Below are 17,378 nucleotides of genomic sequence, written 5' to 3'. Positions count from 1 at the left end.
TTCGCGAACCCCCTGTAGGGAGTTGAAATCATGGCCCCGAGCGCCATGAGCCGTTGGACGAAGGCACTTTCCGAAGCCCAGCCGGTCCCGTACTGGCTGGACGACCCCGGCAGGCCCCACCCCGAGCCCGCCCTCACCGGCGCCGAGACCTGTGACCTGCTGGTCGTCGGCGGTGGGTACAGCGGGCTGTGGACCGCGCTCAACGCGAAGGAACGCGATCCGCAGCGGGACGTCGTCCTGCTGGAAGGCCGTGAGGTGGGCTGGGCCGCCTCCGGTCGCAACGGCGGCTTCTGCGCCGCCTCCCTCACCCACGGTCTGCCCAACGGGCTGGCCCGCTGGCCGGACGAGATCGTGAAGCTCCAGGAGCTGGGCGCCCGCAACCTCGACGAGATCGAGAAGGCGGTCGCCCGGCACGACCTCGACTGCGAGTTCGAGCGCACCGGCGAGATCGACGTGGCGACCGAGACGTACCAGGCGTGGGAGCTGCGCGACTGGTACGAGGAGCTCCGGGAGAAGGGCCTCGCCGACGGCATCGACTTCCTGGACGCCGACGCGGTGCGCGAACAGGTCGCCTCGCCCACCTTCGAGGCGGGACTGTGGGACCGCCGGGGCGTGGCCATGCTCAACCCGGCCAAGCTGGTCTGGGGCCTGAAACGGGCGTGCCTCGGACTCGGCGTCCGGGTCTACGAGAACACACCCGCCCTTGAGCTGAAGTCGTACGGCGCCGGCATGGCCGTACGCACTCCCTACGGAACCGTCAGGGCGCGCAAGGTGGCCCTCGGCACCAACATCTTCCCGAACCTGGTCAAGCGGGTCCGGGCGTACACGGTGCCGGTCTACGACTACGCGCTGATGACCGAGCCGCTGAGCGAGGAGCAGCTCGCGGCGGTCGGCTGGAAGAACCGGCAGGGGCTCGGGGACTCGGCGAACCAGTTCCACTACTTCCGGCTCTCCGCCGACAACCGGATCCTGTGGGGCGGTTACGACGCCGTCTACTCGTACGGCGGCCGGGTGCGCGCCGAGTACGACGACCGGCCCGAGACGTACGCCAAGCTCGCCGGGCACTTCTTCACCTGCTTCCCGCAGCTGGAGGGAGTGCGCTTCACGCACGCGTGGGGCGGCGCGATCGACACCTGCTCGCGGTTCTCCGCGTTCTACGGCACCGCCCACCAGGGCAAGGTCGCCTACGCGGCCGGCTACACGGGCCTCGGCGTCGGCGCCACCCGGTTCGGCGCGGACGTGATGCTGGATCTGCTGGCCGGCGAGCGCACCGAGCGGACCTCGCTGGAGATGGTCCGCAAGAAGCCGCTGCCCTTCCCGCCGGAACCCTTCGCCTGGACCGGCATCGCGCTGACCAAGTGGTCCCTGGCCCGCGCCGACTCGCACGGCGGCCGGCGCAATCTGTGGCTCAGGACGATGGACAAGTTCGGCCTGGGATTCGACAGCTGAACGATCCCAGGTGATCTGATTCACTCCAACGGGTGGTCAGAACCCGCGTAATGCCTGCCGGGGGACCTCCCTCTCCCTCGTGACGCGACCAGCGTCGACGAGAGACAGGGAGGTCTTCTCATGACTGGGGCGAAGACGGCGGTCGAGTGGCTGGCATCCGTCGCACCGGACCCCGAGGCCTGCCGCTGGGAGTGGGAGCGCAACCCCCTCGGGGTGGCGCTGCTGCCGGCGGGCAAGGCCTGGGACGTCCTGATCCTGCCGGGCGAGCTCGGCTATCCCACGCTCGACGTCCTCACCCGCATCCTCGACCAGCTCGGCCCGGTGCTCGTCGACTTCGGCGACGCGCGCATGGGCTTCTTCGTGCCGCCGGGCACCGCGGCCCGCTGGCTGGGCACCGGCATCCGCACGGCGGGCGCCGGTACGTGGATCGTGGTGCCGTATCCGGGCCGGGTGGCCGGCGCCGGAGTGCGCTGGCTGGTCCCACCGGACGGCTCGGGCACCCTCACCGACCCGGCACTGCTCGAACTGGCGATGCACGAGGCGGCGGCGGGCCTGGCGACGGAACAGGGCGACGGCTGAGGCGACGGCTGAGGCGACGGCTGACCCGACGCCCACCGCGCTGTCGTCGGCCGCCCGTGCGGCCGACGCGGACCGTACCGTCCTGTGCACAGGGGGAGTGCGGCGCTGCGGGCATCCCCCGACCGGCAGCGGCCACGCCCAGTGCGCCCAGGAGTTCTGCGGCGTTGGTGCCGCGAGAGAGCCGGAGAGTGAGCAGGAGCTCCGTGCAGCCCAGGGGCCAGTGCGGCCACGCCTGGCGGGCCCTAGGGTTTCAGCGGCGGCTGTGGCGCGCGAGCAGGAGGCGGAAGGCGAGCAGGAGGTCCGTGCTGAGGAGCCAGCTGGCCACCACGTCCAGGGGCCAGTGAAAGCCGTGGCGGACCAGGCCGAAGGAGACGGCGAGGACGACGAGGGTGCAGCCGAGGACGAGGGCTCGGCGGGAGCGGGGCGTACGGAGCCAGGGGAGGACCAGGAGGGTCGCGGCACCGTAGGCGATGGCTGCGGTGGCGGTGTGTCCGGAGGGGAAGTAGCCGGTCGCGGGCGGGACGGCCGGGGTGCCCGGGCGGTCGGTGAGTTCCTTGAGCGGCACGATCAGGGCCGGGACCAGGGCCATCAGGACGGCGGCCGCGACGGGCGGGAACCACCAGCGGTCCGTGGCGGTCCGGCGGCCACGCCAGGCGGAGAAGACGATCGCGGCCACCAGGACCGGGACCGCGACGGCGATGTTGCCGAGGTCGGAGAGGAGCGCCGAGGCGCGGTCCGGGTGGATCAGCGCGCGGCTGACCCGTTCGTCGACACGCAGAAGCGGCCCGTCCTCCACGACCTGCCAGGTGATCAGGGCGAAGAGGAGGGCCGGAATGCCGAGAAGGAGGATGAGGAAGGCCGGCCGCCCCGGAACAGGGGGGGTGGTTCCGGGGCGGCCGATCAGATCGGGTCGTCGGCCGCCCCGGGGGGTTTGGGGCGGGCGACTGTCCGATCGGTGAGGAGATCCGGAGCCAGAGGCTCCAGCAGTGTGCGCGAGGGCACGACCAGGTCGAAGCTGGGGAGGCCCCGGCCTGGCGTCGCCCACAGTCCCCTGTGGGCGGGGTGTATCTCTCATCTGGGTAGAACCTACGGCAGGGCGACGGCGTACGACAGGCGGAATCCCGTCCTCACCGTCACCTCGCACCACTTCTTCACACCCTCTGACCCTCGCCACCTCAGCCCCGGATCCCGCTGCGCTCCGGCTGTGCCGTCAGACGCCGGTGAAGGCCTGCTCGATGATGTCGAGGCCCTCGTTCAGCAGGTCCTCGCCGATGACCAGCGGGGGCAGGAAGCGCAGCACGTTGCCGTAGGTGCCGCAGGTCAGGACCAGCAGGCCCTCCTGGTGGCAGGCCTTGGCGAGCGCGGCGGTCGCCTCCGGGTTCGGCTCCTTGGTCGTACGGTCCTTGACCAGCTCGATGGCGATCATGGCGCCGCGGCCGCGGATGTCCCCGATGACGTCGAACTTCTCGGCCATGGCGGTCAGCCGGGCCTTCATGGTGGCCTCGATCGCCTTCGCCCGTGCGTTGAGGTCGAGCTCCTTCATCGTCTCGATGGCGCCGAGCGCACCGGCGCAGGCCACCGGGTTGCCGCCGTAGGTGCCGCCGAGGCCGCCCGCGTGCGCCGCGTCCATGATCTCCGTGCGGCCGGTGACGGCGGCGAGCGGAAGCCCGCCGGCGATGCCCTTGGCGGTGGTGATCAGGTCCGGGACGATGCCCTCGTCCTCGCAGGCGAACCACTGGCCGGTGCGGCAGAAGCCGGACTGGATCTCGTCCGCGACGAAGACGATGCCGTTGGCCTTGGCGAACTCGCTGATCGCGGGCAGGAAGCCCTTCGCGGGCTCGATGAAGCCACCCTCGCCGAGGACCGGCTCGATGATGATCGCGGCGACGTTCTCCGGGCCGACCTGCTTGGTGATCTGGTCGATGGCCTGCGCGGCGGCCTCGGGGCCGGCGTTCTCGGGGCCGGTCGGCCAGCGGTAGCCGTAGGCAACGGGGACGCGGTACACCTCGGGCGCGAAGGGTCCGAAGCCGTGCTTGTACGGCATGTTCTTCGCGGTCAGCGCCATGGTGAGGTTGGTGCGGCCGTGGTAGCCGTGGTCGAAGACGACGACGGCCTGGCGCTTGGTGTACGCCCGCGCGATCTTGACCGCGTTCTCGACGGCCTCGGCGCCGGAGTTGAACAGGGCGCTCTTCTTCTCGTGGTCACCCGGGGTGAGCTCGGCGAGGGCCTCGGCGACCTCCACGTAGCCCTCGTACGGGGTGACCATGAAACAGGTGTGGGTGAAGTCGGCGAGCTGGGCGCCGGCCCTGCGGACGACGGCCTCGGCGGAGGCGCCGACGCTGGTCACGGCGATGCCGGAACCGAAGTCGATGAGCCGGTTCCCGTCGACGTCCTCGATGATCCCGCCGCCGGCGCGTGCCGTGAACACGGGCAGCACGGACCCCACGCCCTGCGCGACCGCGGCGAGGCGGCGGGCCTGGAGCTCCTGCGACTTTGGTCCGGGGATGGGGGTGACGAGGCGGCGCTCCTGCGGAAGTGCGGTCATGAGGGGCTCCTGGGGTATTGCCGACGCTTACCTTCTCTTCTCGCAGGCTAGGTCGGGGGGCGGGGGGTGGGCATGCTCCATGTGGGCGTTGTCCGAGCGGTCTGTTGTCCGTGGTGGACATAGCCGGTTTCCGCGGCGGTGTGACGCCTCGGCCGCGCAATCGGTGAACTCCCCTTGCGGCCGCGTTAGATTGACCGCTGACGGTGGACGGAACGGCTGGTCAGGGAGCAGGGGCGATGGACAGCGACGGGACGCAGGACGCGCGGGGTACGCAGGCGAATCCTGTGCCACGAGCACGCTCCGTGATGCCGCCGATGCCCACGGAAGCGCCTGCGGCACGGCCCCAGGACGGCTCGGCCTTCCTGACCTGGCTGCGGACACCCAGGCCGGAGGCGGTGCCGGGGGTGTGGCGGTTCGGGTACCGGCCTCGCCCGGCCGAGGAGCCCGACGAGGTACCAGGCCGCCAGCTGCTGACCGGAGCGCTGATCGCGTTCCTGGTCGGCTGGCTCGTCTGGTCGCTGCTCCAGAACGGCTATCTGGGCGCCTGGTGGGCGCTGCCCTTCAAGCTGCTGGTCCCCGACTCCTGGCGCTACACCAGCAACGAGACCTGGAATTTCGTCCTCTACAAGGGATACGAGCTTCTGATCGCCCTGGTGATCATGGTGGCGGTGGGCAAGCTGGGGCGCTGGGGCGAGGTGTGGCGCCGGTTCGTCACCCCGAAGCTGCACCGCACATTGCCGCAGCAGCCGGCCGCCCCCGCTCCGGCCGAGGACCCCGTCGAGTGGCCCCAACTCCGTGCCGCCGGTGCCGTAGACGCCGCGGAGCGGCTTGCTGCCGATGCTCGGGCCGGGGTGATGCGGGATGTGGATCATGCCCGGATCCTCAGGGCGTGGCAGGGCGTGCGCACGGGGCGGTTCAGTCTTGCCACCTTCACCGGCACCGTTCTGAAGGACGGCGCCGCCGCCTGTCTGCACCCCTCCGGCGCCCGCGACCTGCCCGGCCGGATCGCCCGGCACGACCTGCTGACCGGGCAGGTGCGGCTCGGGACCACGGCGGACGACGCGCGCAACCCGTACGCCTACCGGGGCACCGGCCTCGGCCTTGACCCCGAACTGCTCGGCACCTCGCTGGTCGCCGTCGGACCGGCCGGATCCGGGAAGACCGGGACCGTCGTCAGGCCGCTCGCCGAGTCGCTGTGTCTGCACGCCCTCGCCGGGCGGGCCGCCGTCGTGGTGGTCGGTGCGGCGGGCGCGGGGCTCGGACCGGCCGACGCCTACGACGTCGTCGTACAGATCGGGAATCCGGAGTCGGTGTACGACCTCGACCTATACGGGGGCACCACCGACCCCGACGAGGCCGCCGCCGTGCTCGCGGAAGCACTCGTGGGGGACCTCGCCGAGCCGCACCAGGGCGGCGACACCCGGCGCTCCACCACCGTCCTCGCCCAGCTGCTCGGACCGTTCCGCGCGGTGCACGGCCGCTTCCCCTCCGTACCGGAGCTGCGGCAGCTGCTCGACGGCGCGCCCGCCCCGCTGGCCGCGCTGCGCAAGGGGCTCCAGGCCTCCGGGCAGGAGTCACTGCTGCGTGAACTCGACGCGCGGGAGCGGCAGATGGGGCATCCGGGGGATGTCGGCGGGATTCTCGCGGACCGGGTCGCGCTGCTCGACCGGCCCGCCTTCGCCGCGTTCTTCGACACGTCGGGCCAGTCGCGGCCGTTCTCGCTGAAGGCCCTGGACCATCCGGTGCGGGTGCGGATCGACCTCCCCCAGCGCGGGCACGCCGACGCCTCGCGGATGCTGGCGCGGCTGGTGCTCGCGCAGTTCACGGCGAGTGTCGCGGTGCGCGAGGACCGGTCGCTGTTCGCCTGCCTGGTCCTCGACGACGCCACCGGGGTCGTGACGCCGGAGGCCGTGCGGGGCATCCAGCGGCTGCGGTCCGGCAACGCGGGCGTCGTACTGACTCTGCGGACCCTCGATGACGTGCCCAGGCCCCTGCGCGGGCCCCTCCTCGGCGCCACCGGGTGCCGGATGGCGCTGTCGGGGCTCACCCCGTGGGACGGGCAGGACTTCGCCGAGGTGTGGGGCAAGGAGTGGATCGAGGCCCGGGACGTCACCGACCGGCAGATCATCGCGGAGACCCCGGCCGGCAAGGTGCTGCACGCGGTGCGCCAGGTGATCACCGGAAAGGCGCCGACCGCCCGGGCGGTGACCGTACGGCAGGTCGAGCGGGAGCGGTGGTCCGCCTCCGAGCTCGCGCACGGGGTGCCGCCGGGGCACGCGGTGCTGTCCCTGACCAGCGTGACGGGGGAACACGCGCCGCCCCTGCTGGTGGATCTGCGCGGATGAGGTGACCCGAGGACCGTACAGTGAGGCAGACTTCTTCCAGGCCGTTCATACACGGCGGCCAAAAGATCACACCTCTCCGAAGGTCCCAGGCCGCATGCCTCCCACCCTCGCCTCGCTCGTCCACCACTCCGCGCTCAAGCTGACCGTGCGCGCGGGCGAGGACCGGCTGGACGTGCCCGTCCGCTGGGCGCACGTCAGCGAACTCGCCGATCCCGTGCCGTACATGGAGGGCGGCGAGCTGCTGCTGATCACCGCGCTGAAGCTGGACGCGGAGGACCCCGAGGCCATGCGTCGGTACGTGAAGCGGCTGGTCGGAGCGGGTGTCGTCGGCCTCGGGTTCGCCGTCGGGGTGAACTACGAGGACATCCCCGCCGCCCTCGTCGACGCCGCCCGCGACGAGGGGCTGCCGCTGCTCGAAGTGCCGCGCCGCACCCCCTTCCTCGCCATCAGCAAGGCGGTCTCCGCGGCGATCGCGGCCGACCAGTACCGTTCCGTCACCGCCGGCTTCGCCGCCCAGCGCGAACTCACCCGGCAGGCCCTCACCGACGGCCCGGAGGGGCTGCTCGCCGCGCTCGCCTCCCAGGTGAACGGCTGGACGGCGCTCTACGACGCCTCGGGCGCCGTCGTCGCCACCGCCCCGGAATGGGCGGGCCGCCGGGCGGCGCGGATCACCGCCGACGTGGAACGGCTGCGGGAGCGGCCCGCGCCCGCCTCGTCCGTGGTCGCGGGCCCCGAGGACGACGACCGGGTGGAACTGCACACCCTCGGCACCGGACGCCGGCCGCGGGCCGCGCTGGCCGTCGGCACGGCCGCCGCCCCCGGCACCGCCGAGCGGTACGCGGTGCACTCGGCGATCGCGCTGCTCACCCTCACCACCGAGCGCTCCCGCTCCCTGCACGCCGCCGAGCAGCGGATCGGCGCCGCCGTCCTGCGGATGCTGCTCGCGGGGGAGCCGGAGCATGCGCGCACGGTCGCGGGCGACCTGTACGGCGGACTCCTGGACGCTCCCTTCCGGCTGGTCGTCGCCGAACCGGCGGCGGTGCGGATGTCCGTGGACTCGCACGCCCACCTGGACGCCAAGGCCGCCGTGACGGGCCCGGGGGCTCTGGGCGGCCCGAACGGCGATCCGCTCGCCGCGCTCACCGAGATCGTGGAGTCGGCCGCCGCGCGGGCGGGGGAGGCCGTGCTGGTCGTGCCCGAGGCGGACGGCGAGGGGCAGCGGCTGGTCGTGCTGGCCGCGGACGGCGGCGCCGCGGTGGCCGCCTGTGCGGACCACGCGGCGGAGCTGGAGGCCTCGCGGGCCGGCGCGGCACGCGAACAGCCCGCGCAGGGCGGCGCCGGGGCCCCGGGCCGGCCGGTCGCGGTCCGCGACGAGGACGAGCTGGTGATCGGGGTCTCCGCGCCGGTCGGGCCGATCGCCGCCGCCGCGGGATACAAGCAGGCCGAACAGGCGCTGTCGGTCGCCCGGCGGCGGGGCCGGCTCTACGCCGAGCACGAGCAGCTGGCCTCCGGGTCGGTGCTGCCGCTGCTCGCCGACGACGCGGTCAGAGCGTTCGCGGACAGCCTGCTGCGGCCCCTGTACGAACACGACGCGACCGGCCGCGGCGACCTGATCGACTCCCTGCGGGCCTGGCTCTCCCGGCACGGGCAGTGGGACGCGGCCGCCGCCGACCTGGGCGTGCACCGGCACACCCTGCGCTACCGGATGCGCCGGGTCGAGGAGATCCTGGGCCGCTCCCTGGACGATCCGGACGTCCGCATGGAGCTGTGGCTGGCACTGAAGGCGACCACGACGGAGTAGGCCGGGCCGGGGTGGCGACCACGACGGAGTAGGCCGGGCCGGGGTGGCGACCACGACGGAGTAGGCCGGGCTGGAGTGCGGATCCCTGTCACTACTACACCCCGGACAAATCTGTTTCCGCCCTCCCGGCCCTACGGTGGAGGCATGACTTCCACCACCGCCTTCTGGCTCGCCGGCCGTCAGGCCACCGGCGAGGACACCTTCGACGTCACCTCTCCGTGGGACGGCCGGCTGGTCGGCACGGTGGGTGTGCCGAGCGACGCGCAGATCGAGGAGGCCGTGGCCGCCGCGTACGCCGTACGGGACGAGTTCGCCGCCACCCCCGCCCACGTCCGCGCCGCCGCCCTCGACCACGTGAGCCGTCGGCTCGTCGAGCGCACCGAGGAGATCGCGCAGCTGATCTCCGCCGAGAACGGCAAGCCGGTCAAGTGGGCCCGCGGCGAGGTCGGCCGCGCGGTGTCGGTGTTCCGCTTCGCGGCCGAGGAGGCCCGGCGGTTCAACGGCGGCGAGGCGCAGCGCCTCGACACCGACCTCGGCGGTCAGGGCCGGCTCGCGCTGACCCGGCGCTTCCCGAAGGGGGTTGTGCTCGGCATCGCGCCCTTCAACTTCCCGCTCAACCTCTGCGCCCACAAGATCGCCCCGGCGATAGCGGCCGGCGTGCCGATCATCCTGAAGCCCGCCCCGGCCACCCCGCTCTCCGGCCTCCTCATCGGCGAGCTGCTGGCCGAGACCGAGCTGCCCGCCGGTTCCTGGAGCGTTCTGCCGGTCCCGAACGACCGGATGCCCGCCCTCGTCCAGGACGAGCGCCTGCCGGTGATCTCCTTCACCGGGTCCGAGAAGGTCGGTTACGCGATCATGGACTCGGTGCCGCGCAAGCACTGCACGTTGGAGCTGGGCGGCAACGGCGCCGCGGTCGTGCTCGGCGACTACGCCTCAGACGCCGACCTGGACTGGGCCGCGACCCGTATCGCGACCTTCTCCAACTACCAGGGCGGCCAGTCCTGCATCTCGGTGCAGCGGGTCATCGCCGAGGCCTCGGTGTACGACCGGCTGCTCCCGCGGATCGTCGCCGCCGTCGAGGCCCAGGTCACCGGTGACCCCTCCGATGACAAGACCGACGTCGGCCCGCTGGTCAGCGAGGACGCCGCCCAGCGTGTCGAGTCCTGGGTGAAGGAGGCCGTCGAGGCCGGCGCCACCCTGCTCACCGGCGGCGACCGCGACGGCGCCTCCTACGCGCCGACCGTCCTCACCGACGTCCCGGCCGACACCACGATCTCCTGCGAGGAGGTCTTCGGACCGGTCCTCACCGTGCAGAAGGTGGACGGCGAGGACGCGGCCTTCGCCGCCGTCAACGCCTCCAAGTACGGCCTCCAGGCGGGCGTGTTCACCCACGACGTGCAGGCCGCCTTCCGCGCCCACCGGGCGCTCGAGGTCGGCGGTGTCGTCATCGGTGACGTCCCCTCCTACCGGGCCGACCAGATGCCGTACGGCGGTGCCAAGCAGTCCGGTGTGGGCCGCGAGGGCGTGAAGTTCGCGATGGACGACTACACCTACGAGCGGGTGCTGGTGCTGACCGGCCTGGCGCTCTGAGGGCTCCCATGGTCTGAGGACCCCCGTGGCGCTCCGAGGTCCCCCGGCCTCCGGGAATCCCGCTGGCAAATGGGAACCATTTTCATGTAGTGTTGCGGCAGCGACGCTGACCCGCCGCCCTGAAGGGGCCCGGCACCGATGCCTTCCGGTGCCGGGCCCCTTCCTGTGTGCCGACTCCTCCGGACCCTCAACCGGAGAAGTCGACCCGCGCGAGCCGCAGCGGGCCGCGCAGTCCCAGGCGCACGTCGTGCACACCCTGGGCGGCGATCGCGGCGCCGAGGGCGGTGTAGTCGTACGGCCCTGAACCGGACTCCGCCGTCTCCAGTACGGCGAGCACCGCGCCCCCGTCCAGTGACAGCTCGACCGATCCCGTGCCGGAGACCAGGGCCGTCACCTCGGTCGCGCCGGCGCCGAAGTCGCAGTCCCGGTAGACCAGTTCGCCGGTACGGCCCCCGGCCGCCGTCACCGCGTCACCCGTGGACCGCGAGCGGTCGACGATCTCCACACCGCTCTGCTCGTCGAAGTCCGCGCCCTCCAGGCCCCGTTGGAGGACGGGGCGCGGTGCGCCGGGCTCGCCGTCGAGCAGGACCGTCGTCCGCAGTCGGATGTCCTCGCTGGAGGCGCCGGCCAGCAACTCGTAGGGACCCGGCTCCAGTCGCCGTCCGCCGCGCGCCACGTCCCAGAACTCGAAGGCGCGCAACGGCACTTCGAAGGACAGCCGTTCCCGGGCGCCCGGGGTGAGCGTGATCCGCCGGTGCGCCACCAGTTCGCGGCGCGGGCGGGGCAGGGCCGGGTCCACCGCGCGGGTGTAGAGCTGGGCGACCTCGTCGGCGGTGACGTCCCCGGTGTTCGTGACAGCGAACGACACGTGGACCGTGCCGTCCTCGATCCGGGTCGTCAGGTCGTCGTAGGAGAAGGAGGCGTAGGACAGCCCGTGGCCGAACGGGAACAGGGGTGAGCCCTCGAAGTAGAGGTAGGTCTGGCGGCTGCCGACGACGTCGTAGTCGAGGAGGCCGGGCAGGTCGGCGTCGCTCTCGTACCAGGTCTGCGGGAGGCGTCCCGCGGGGGAGACGTCACCGGCCAGGACGCGGGCCAGGGCGGTGCCGGCCGCCTGGCCGCCGTGGGCCGTCCACAGGGCCGCTGCCAGGCCGGACGTGTCGAGCGCGTAGGGGTAGGACGAGACCAGGGCGAGCACCGTGCGGGGGTTCGCGGCGCGGGCCGCCCGCAGCAGCCGCTCCTGGTGCGGGGGGAGCCTGAGGGAGGCGCGGTCCTCGGTCTCGCGGCCGTTGATGTGCGGGTCGTTGCCCGCGACGACCACGACCACGTCCGCCTCGGATGTGACGCGGGTCACTGCGTCCTCGCCGCGTTCGGCGATGATCAGCTCGAAGGTCTCCGCGGTCGTGGCGTTCTCGTCGTTCCCGTCGGCAACCTTCACTCCGTCCGCGGCGACCGTGACGTGGCGGCCCGTGCCGAGATGCCTGAGGAGGTGACCGCCGGCGTGCGCTTCCAGGCGGAAGGTCTCCTGGACGACCCAGCCCCCGGGCTGGTCCGCGGACGCGCGCAGGTAGCCGTCCTCGGCGACCGAGAGGTAGCGGCCGTCGGGGGCGCGCAGCGTCAGCACGCCCTCGTCCCAGTCGATCAGCGCGAACTCCGTGCCGGTCGCGTCGGTGGTCAGCGGCGGCAGATCCGTACGGCCCGTGAGCAGCGCCGGGTCCAGGGCGCCCTCGGCACCGCGCACCGCGTCCTCGGCGCTGTCGGAGGCCGGGACATGCAGAAACGTCCCGGCGGTGGTCTTCAGGCGCACCCGGTCCACCCCCTCCGCGAACACCACCCGCTCGGCGCCGAACCGCTCGTACAGCCCCTCCAGCGGAGTGGAGCGGTGCAGGAGCGTGCCGCTGTACCAGTCGAGCTTGCACTCGTCGGCGAGCAGCCCGACCACCGCGATCCGGGAACTGGGCGGCAGCGGGAGCACGCCGTCGTTCCTGAGCAGGACGATCGCCTGCTCGGCGGCCTCCTGGGCGAGCGCGCGATGCGCCGGGGTGTCGAACTCCTTGGCGTCGGCGTGCGGGTCGGCCTGCGGGTCGAACTCGCCGAGCCGGAAGCGCACCGACAGCTGGCGGCGGACCGCGGTGTCGATGTCAGCCTCGGTCAACAGGCCCTGCTCATAAGCCCGTTCGATCCGGCCCACCATCTGCGAGCTGTCCGTGCCGTGGTCGGTGAAGCTGTCGACGCCCGCCTTCAGGGAGGCGGCCGTGGCTTCCTCGTGGGTGTCGAAGTAGTGCTCGGAGTCGACCAGGTTGGAGGGCGCCCCCGCGTCCGAGCAGACCAGCAGGTCCTCGTCCGTCCAGGTGCGCAGTTGCTCGCGCAGATACGGACCGACGTGGTTCGGGCGGCCGTTGACCAGGTTGTACGCCGGCATGACCCCGGCCACCGAGCCCGCCTCGACGGCCTCGCGGAAGGCCCGCAGGTCGTACTCGTGCAGCACCCTCGGGCGCACCGAGCTGGAGGCGGTGGCCCGGTCGGTCTCGTTGTTGTGCGCGAGCCAGTGCTTGAGCACCGGGGCCGTCCGCCAGTACGTGGGGTGGTCGCCGCGCAGGCCCCGGGTGTAGGCGGTGGCGATGGCCGAGGTGAGCTTCGGGTCCTCCGAGTAGCCCTCCTCGTTACGGCCCCACAGCGGATGGCGGAGCAGGTTCACCGTCGGGGCCCACACGTTGAGGCCGACGCGGTCGTCGCGGGCCCGCATCGCGCGGACCTCCTTCGACACCGCCTCGCCGACCCGCCGTACGAGATCGGTGTTCCAGGTCGCGCCGAGGCCCACCGCCTGGGGGAAGACCGTCGCCGGGCCCATCCACGCGACGCCGTGCAGTGCCTCCTGGCCGGTGCGGAACGCGCCGATGCCGAGCCGTTCCACGGCCGGGGCGAACTGGTGCAGGAAGCCGATCTTCTCGGCGAGGGTCAGGCGTGCCGTCAGGTCGTCGATGCGCTTCGCGAACGGCAGCTGAGGGTCGCGAAAGGGCGGGGTGGGCGGCGGGTGTGCGGTCACGTGGGGATCCCCTTGCGATGGATCGGTTCGATGCTTTCGAAGCGCTTCGATGCTGGTTCGACACCGGGGCGGGTGTCAAGGGATCGACACCGTCACTTCAAGCGGTGCATAAGAAAAGGTCACCTCCCGTACCGCGGAGGAATCTTGGGAACGACCCTTGTGCGCCCCGGGGGGTTCACTTAACCTCACAGCAACATCGAAGCGCTTCGACTAAGGATTTCGCAGCGATCGACGCAGCGCTTCAGCTCAGCCAGTTCTCCTCGAGACACCGCAGCCGACGGCTCTCCGCCGGGTGTCCTGGTGCGCCATGAAGGGTTGACGCAATGACGCCGAATGCCGCTTCCTCCTCCGCCGCCTCCTCGGGGCCCAGCCGGAGAAGCTTCCTCGCCTCGACCGCGGTCGCCACCGCCGCGGTGGCCGGGGGGATGCCGCTGCTCGCCGCCTGCGGTGGTTCGGACAGCGGGTCGCGCGACGGGACCACCTCGGGCAAGGCCGCGGACAAGATGCTCCCGGCGTACGTCGCCAGCACCGTCGCCACGCCGGACCTCCCGTCGAAGAACGGCTCGGCCGCCGGCTACACCGGCAAGGTCGACCTCGCCGGCCTGAAGACCTCGGTCCCGCAGAAGCTCGGCACCGGCGCCCCCTTCAAGATCATGTCCCCGTTCTGGGGCTCTCCGCCGAAGGCCGGCTGCGCCTACTACACCGCGCTCGACGCCGCCGCGGGTACCAAGATCACCTGGCAGAACCAGGACGGCAACACCTACGGCGAGAAGCTCGGCGCGGTCCTCGCCTCCAGCTCCATACCCGACATGGTGGTCGTGCCCGGCTGGGAACTGGTCGGCAAGATCGCCAACGCGGTCAGCGCCAAGTTCATGGACCTCAGCCCCTACCTGGCCGGCGACAAGGTCAAGAAGTACCCGAACCTGGCCGCGATCCCCTCCGACGCCTGGCGCATGGGCATCTTCGGCGGCGCGCTGCGGGGCATCCCCATGCCGGCCGCCACCGCGCCCGGGATCGCTCCCCTGTACCGCAAGGACATCTTCGACAAGAAGGGCTACACGGTACCCAAGTCGGCCGACGAGTTCCTGAGCTGGGCCAAGGACGCCACCAGCTCCAAGGCCAAGGTGTGGGCCTGCGACGGCAACCTGACCTGGTCGGCGTGGAGCTTCTTCGGCGTCCGCGGCTCCGGGCCGATCGGCTGGGACATCGGTTCCGACGGCAAGTTGACGTACCGCATCGAACAGCCCGAGTACCTCGAAGCCCTGGAGTGGGTTCGCAAGGTGTTCGACGCGGGCCTAGTCCACCCTGACGACAAGGCCCGCACGGGCGACGCCGGCCAGCGGTTCACCTCCGGGCAGATCCTGGTCTGGAACACCAACATCGCCGACTGGTACGGGAAGGCCTCCGAGCAGGCCCAGTCCAACCCGAGCTTGAAGATCGACGCCATGGACCTCTTCGGCGCGGACGGCGGCAACCCGAAGCTGTACGCGTCCTCGCCCGCCACCATCTGGTCGCTGATCCGCAAAGGCGCCTCGAAGACGACGATCGAGAACGCGCTCGCCGCCGCGGACTTCTCGGCCGCCCCCTACGGCACCAAGGAGCGGATGCTCGTCGACTACGGCGTCGAGGGCACCCACTACACCGTCAAGAACGGCGTCCCGGTCAAGAACGACCTCGGCAACTCCGAGGTCCTCAACGCCTGGGTGATGCTCGCCGCGCCGGCCGCCTACTACGCCCATCCGGACCTCCCCGAGATCGCCCGCAAGCAGGTCGAGTGGCAGCAGCGGATGGGCGCCTTCATGAAGAAGACCTCCACCTTCGGCATGAACATCGTCGAGCCGACCCGCTACGCCAACCTCTCCAGCCAGTTCGAGCAGCTGGAGATCGACTACGTGCGCGGCAACCGCAAGCTCTCCGACGTCCAGGCGGCCATCTCCACCTGGAAGTCGTCCGGCGGCGACAAGCTGCGCGACTGGTACAAGGAGCTCATCGACAAGAACGGCAGCGGCAACTGATGTCCCTCACCGCCGGGAGCAGGCCGGACGGGACGCGTCCGCCCGCGGCCGTGGAGGAACCGACGGCCGCGGTCACCGCCGCGGTGACCAAGGCGAGGGCGCCGCGCAAGGAACGCAGGGCGGGCAGGGCGGAGAAGGTTCCCCTCAAGGTCCGGCTGCGCCGCGACCGCACGCTCATCCTCATGACCCTGCCGGTCATGGTCCTGCTCCTGATCTTCAACTACGTCCCCTTGCTCGGCAACGTCGTCGCCTTCCAGGACTACGACCCCTACATCTCCAGCAACGGCATCACCGCGATCTTCCACAGCCCCTGGGTGGGGGTCGAGCAGTTCTCACGGATGATCGACGACCCGCTGTTCTGGGGCGCCGCGAAGAACACCATCGTGCTGTTCGTGCTCCAGCTGGTGCTGTTCTTCCCGGTCCCGATCGCCCTCGCGCTGGTCATCAACAGCGTGATCAGGCCCCGGGTGCGGGCCGTGGCGCAGGCGATCATGTATCTGCCGCACTTCTTCTCCTGGGTCCTCGTGGTCACCGTGTTCCAGCAGATCTTCGGCGGCGCGGGCATCATCGCCCAGACCCTGGAGGACCACGGCTGGAGCGGCTTCGACCTGATGACCAACGCGAGCCTGTTCAAGTACCTGGTCACCGCGCAGGCCGTCTGGAAGGACGCCGGCTGGGGGATCATCGTCTTCCTCGCCGCGCTGGCCGCGGTCAGCACCGACCTCTACGAGGCCGCCGCCATGGACGGCGCCGGGCGCTGGCGCCGCATGTGGCACGTGACGCTGCCCGCGCTGCGTCCGGTGATCGCGCTGCTGCTGGTCCTCAGGGTCGGTGACGCGCTCAGCGTCGGCTTCGAGCAGTTCCTGCTCCAGCGGAGCGCGGTCGGGGCCGGGGCCAGCGAGGTCCTGGACACCTACGTCTGGAACATGGGCATCCAGAACGGCGACTTCAGCTACGCGGCCGCGGTCGGCCTCGTCAAGGGACTCATCGGAGTGTGTCTCGTCCTGTCCGCGAACAAGTTCGCGCACCTGCTGGGCGAGCAGGGGGTGTACCAGAAATGAGCCTCAACACGCAGCTCGTGCGCAGCCTCAAGGCGCCGCCCCGGCCGGTGTGGGAGGAGGAGCCCAGCAAGGCCGGAATCACTGCCAAGAGCGGGTTCCTCCTGCTGTGCTGTCTGGGCGTGCTCGGTCCGCTGTGGATCGTGATCGTCACCAGCCTCTCCCCGAAACCGGTGATCGACCGGGTCGGCGGGCTCGTGGTGATCCCCGAGGGCATCACCTTCGTGAACTACACCGAACTGCTCAGCGGCGGCCAGGTCAGCCGGGCGATCATGGTGTCGGTCGGGGTCACGCTCTTCGGCACCCTGTTCTCGATGACGGTGTCGGTGCTCGCCGCCTACGGTCTGTCGCGGCCGGGGAGCGTGGGACACCGGTTCTTCCTGGTGACCATGATGGCGACGATGTTCTTCGGCGCCGGCCTCATCCCGACGTATCTGCTGGTGCAGTCGCTGGGTCTGACGGACACCTATCTGTCGCTGATCCTGCCGAGTGCCGTCAGCGTCTTCAACATCCTGGTCCTGCGGGCCTTCTTCATGGGCATCTCGCCCGAACTCACCGAGTCCGCGCGCATCGACGGCGCCGGGGACCTGCGGATCCTGCTGACCGTCATCATGCCGCTGTCCCGGGCCGTGCTGGCCGTCATCTCGCTGTTCTACGCGGTGGGGTACTGGAGCGCGTGGTTCAACGCGTCGATCTATCTCAGTGACCAGTCGATGATGCCGTTGCAGAACGTGCTCATCCAGCTGGTGCAGAAGAACACGGAGGCCCCTACGGGGTTGCAGCAGGCGGTGCGTACGGGGCAGTTGTCGCCGCTGGGGCTTCAGATGGCCGTGATGGTGATGGCGTTGATCCCGGTTGCCGTGGCTTCGCCGTTCGTGCAGCGGCATTTCAAGAAGGGCATGTTGACGGGGGCCGTGAAGGGCTGACCGTTCGCCATCCAGAAGGGGTGGTTC

Annotated in this window: 11 protein-coding genes; 8 read left to right on the top strand and 3 right to left on the bottom strand. The window is 71.3% G+C overall.

Annotation, left to right across the window (positions count from 1 at the left end; all coding sequences use genetic code 11):
• The first annotated feature begins 30 nt into the window (after positions 1 to 30).
• Together IF54_RS0107220 and IF54_RS0107215 are read left to right on the top strand one after the other, a co-directional pair.
• Positions 31 to 1,449 (top strand): NAD(P)/FAD-dependent oxidoreductase, encoded by a 1,419-nt coding sequence (locus IF54_RS0107220; protein WP_030315743.1) that lies wholly within the window; start codon positions 31 to 33, stop codon positions 1,447 to 1,449.
• Between the two features lie 120 nt (positions 1,450 to 1,569).
• On the top strand, positions 1,570 to 2,028 hold the full coding sequence (locus IF54_RS0107215) for a hypothetical protein (RefSeq protein ID WP_030315740.1): 459 nt from the start codon (positions 1,570 to 1,572) through the stop codon (positions 2,026 to 2,028).
• A gap of 250 nt (positions 2,029 to 2,278) precedes the next feature.
• Here IF54_RS0107215 and IF54_RS39485 read toward each other — a convergent pair whose 3' ends face one another.
• Both IF54_RS39485 and gabT read right to left on the bottom strand, forming a co-directional pair.
• Positions 2,279 to 3,073: a phosphatase PAP2 family protein gene (locus IF54_RS39485; RefSeq protein ID WP_030315739.1), complete on the bottom strand. Its 795-nt coding sequence runs from the start codon at positions 3,071 to 3,073 to the stop codon at positions 2,279 to 2,281.
• 165 nt (positions 3,074 to 3,238) lie between these two features.
• Complete coding sequence (gene gabT, locus IF54_RS0107205) at positions 3,239 to 4,573, bottom strand: 4-aminobutyrate--2-oxoglutarate transaminase (RefSeq protein ID WP_030315737.1); 1,335 nt, start codon at positions 4,571 to 4,573, stop codon at positions 3,239 to 3,241.
• Between the two features lie 236 nt (positions 4,574 to 4,809).
• Between gabT and IF54_RS0107200 the strand changes: the two genes are divergently transcribed.
• The 3 genes from IF54_RS0107200 to IF54_RS0107190 all read left to right on the top strand — a co-directional run bounded on the left by IF54_RS0107200 (position 4,810) and on the right by IF54_RS0107190 (position 10,309).
• A complete protein-coding gene (locus IF54_RS0107200; RefSeq protein WP_030315735.1) occupies positions 4,810 to 6,918 on the top strand; it encodes a hypothetical protein in 2,109 nt (702 codons plus the stop codon).
• Positions 6,919 to 7,012: 94 nt separating this feature from the next.
• Positions 7,013 to 8,719 (top strand): PucR family transcriptional regulator, encoded by a 1,707-nt coding sequence (locus IF54_RS0107195; RefSeq protein ID WP_030315733.1) that lies wholly within the window; start codon positions 7,013 to 7,015, stop codon positions 8,717 to 8,719.
• Positions 8,720 to 8,863: 144 nt separating this feature from the next.
• The gene (locus IF54_RS0107190; RefSeq protein ID WP_030315731.1) at positions 8,864 to 10,309 is read left to right on the top strand and encodes an aldehyde dehydrogenase family protein; all 1,446 of its coding nucleotides are present in this window, start codon (positions 8,864 to 8,866) and stop codon (positions 10,307 to 10,309) included.
• A 187-nt stretch (positions 10,310 to 10,496) separates the two neighbouring features.
• Here IF54_RS0107190 and IF54_RS0107185 read toward each other — a convergent pair whose 3' ends face one another.
• Positions 10,497 to 13,352: a glycoside hydrolase family 3 C-terminal domain-containing protein gene (locus tag IF54_RS0107185; protein WP_030315729.1), complete on the bottom strand. Its 2,856-nt coding sequence runs from the start codon at positions 13,350 to 13,352 to the stop codon at positions 10,497 to 10,499.
• 323 nt (positions 13,353 to 13,675) lie between these two features.
• Here IF54_RS0107185 and IF54_RS0107180 point away from each other — a divergent pair, with 323 nt between their 5' ends.
• The 3 genes from IF54_RS0107180 to IF54_RS0107170 are packed head-to-tail and all read left to right on the top strand — an operon-like array spanning position 13,676 to position 17,351.
• Positions 13,676 to 15,367 carry an extracellular solute-binding protein gene (locus tag IF54_RS0107180; RefSeq protein WP_030315726.1) on the top strand — a complete coding sequence of 564 codons (1,692 nt, stop codon included), beginning with the start codon at positions 13,676 to 13,678 and terminating at the stop codon, positions 15,365 to 15,367.
• Complete coding sequence (locus IF54_RS0107175; RefSeq protein ID WP_030315724.1) at positions 15,367 to 16,428, top strand: ABC transporter permease; 1,062 nt, start codon at positions 15,367 to 15,369, stop codon at positions 16,426 to 16,428. The genes IF54_RS0107180 and IF54_RS0107175 overlap by 1 nt, the downstream gene beginning before the upstream one ends.
• Positions 16,425 to 17,351 (top strand): carbohydrate ABC transporter permease, encoded by a 927-nt coding sequence (locus tag IF54_RS0107170; protein ID WP_030315722.1) that lies wholly within the window; start codon positions 16,425 to 16,427, stop codon positions 17,349 to 17,351. The genes IF54_RS0107175 and IF54_RS0107170 overlap by 4 nt, the downstream gene beginning before the upstream one ends.
• Positions 17,352 to 17,378: the final 27 nt, after the last annotated feature.

The organism is Streptomyces sp. NRRL B-3229 (genome assembly GCF_000719505.1).
GTDB classification, from domain to species: domain Bacteria; phylum Actinomycetota; class Actinomycetes; order Streptomycetales; family Streptomycetaceae; genus Streptomyces; species Streptomyces griseorubiginosus.
The sequence above is the reverse complement of the archived record's forward strand: the minus strand, read 5'-3'. Positions and strand labels throughout refer to the sequence as shown.

Bases quoted from the DNA above. Each gene is read 5' to 3' on its own strand.
- IF54_RS0107220 (WP_030315743.1), top strand. From the start codon at position 31: ATGGCCCCGAGCGCCATGAGCCGTTGGACGAAGGCACTTTCCGAAGCC.
- IF54_RS0107215 (WP_030315740.1), top strand. From the start codon at position 1,570: ATGACTGGGGCGAAGACGGCGGTCGAGTGGCTGGCATCCGTCGCACCG.
- gabT (WP_030315737.1), bottom strand. From the start codon at position 4,573: ATGACCGCACTTCCGCAGGAGCGCCGCCTCGTCACCCCCATCCCCGGA.
- IF54_RS0107200 (WP_030315735.1), top strand. From the start codon at position 4,810: ATGGACAGCGACGGGACGCAGGACGCGCGGGGTACGCAGGCGAATCCT.
- IF54_RS0107195 (WP_030315733.1), top strand. From the start codon at position 7,013: ATGCCTCCCACCCTCGCCTCGCTCGTCCACCACTCCGCGCTCAAGCTG.
- IF54_RS0107190 (WP_030315731.1), top strand. From the start codon at position 8,864: ATGACTTCCACCACCGCCTTCTGGCTCGCCGGCCGTCAGGCCACCGGC.
- IF54_RS0107180 (WP_030315726.1), top strand. From the start codon at position 13,676: ATGACGCCGAATGCCGCTTCCTCCTCCGCCGCCTCCTCGGGGCCCAGC.
- IF54_RS0107175 (WP_030315724.1), top strand. From the start codon at position 15,367: ATGTCCCTCACCGCCGGGAGCAGGCCGGACGGGACGCGTCCGCCCGCG.
- IF54_RS0107170 (WP_030315722.1), top strand. From the start codon at position 16,425: ATGAGCCTCAACACGCAGCTCGTGCGCAGCCTCAAGGCGCCGCCCCGG.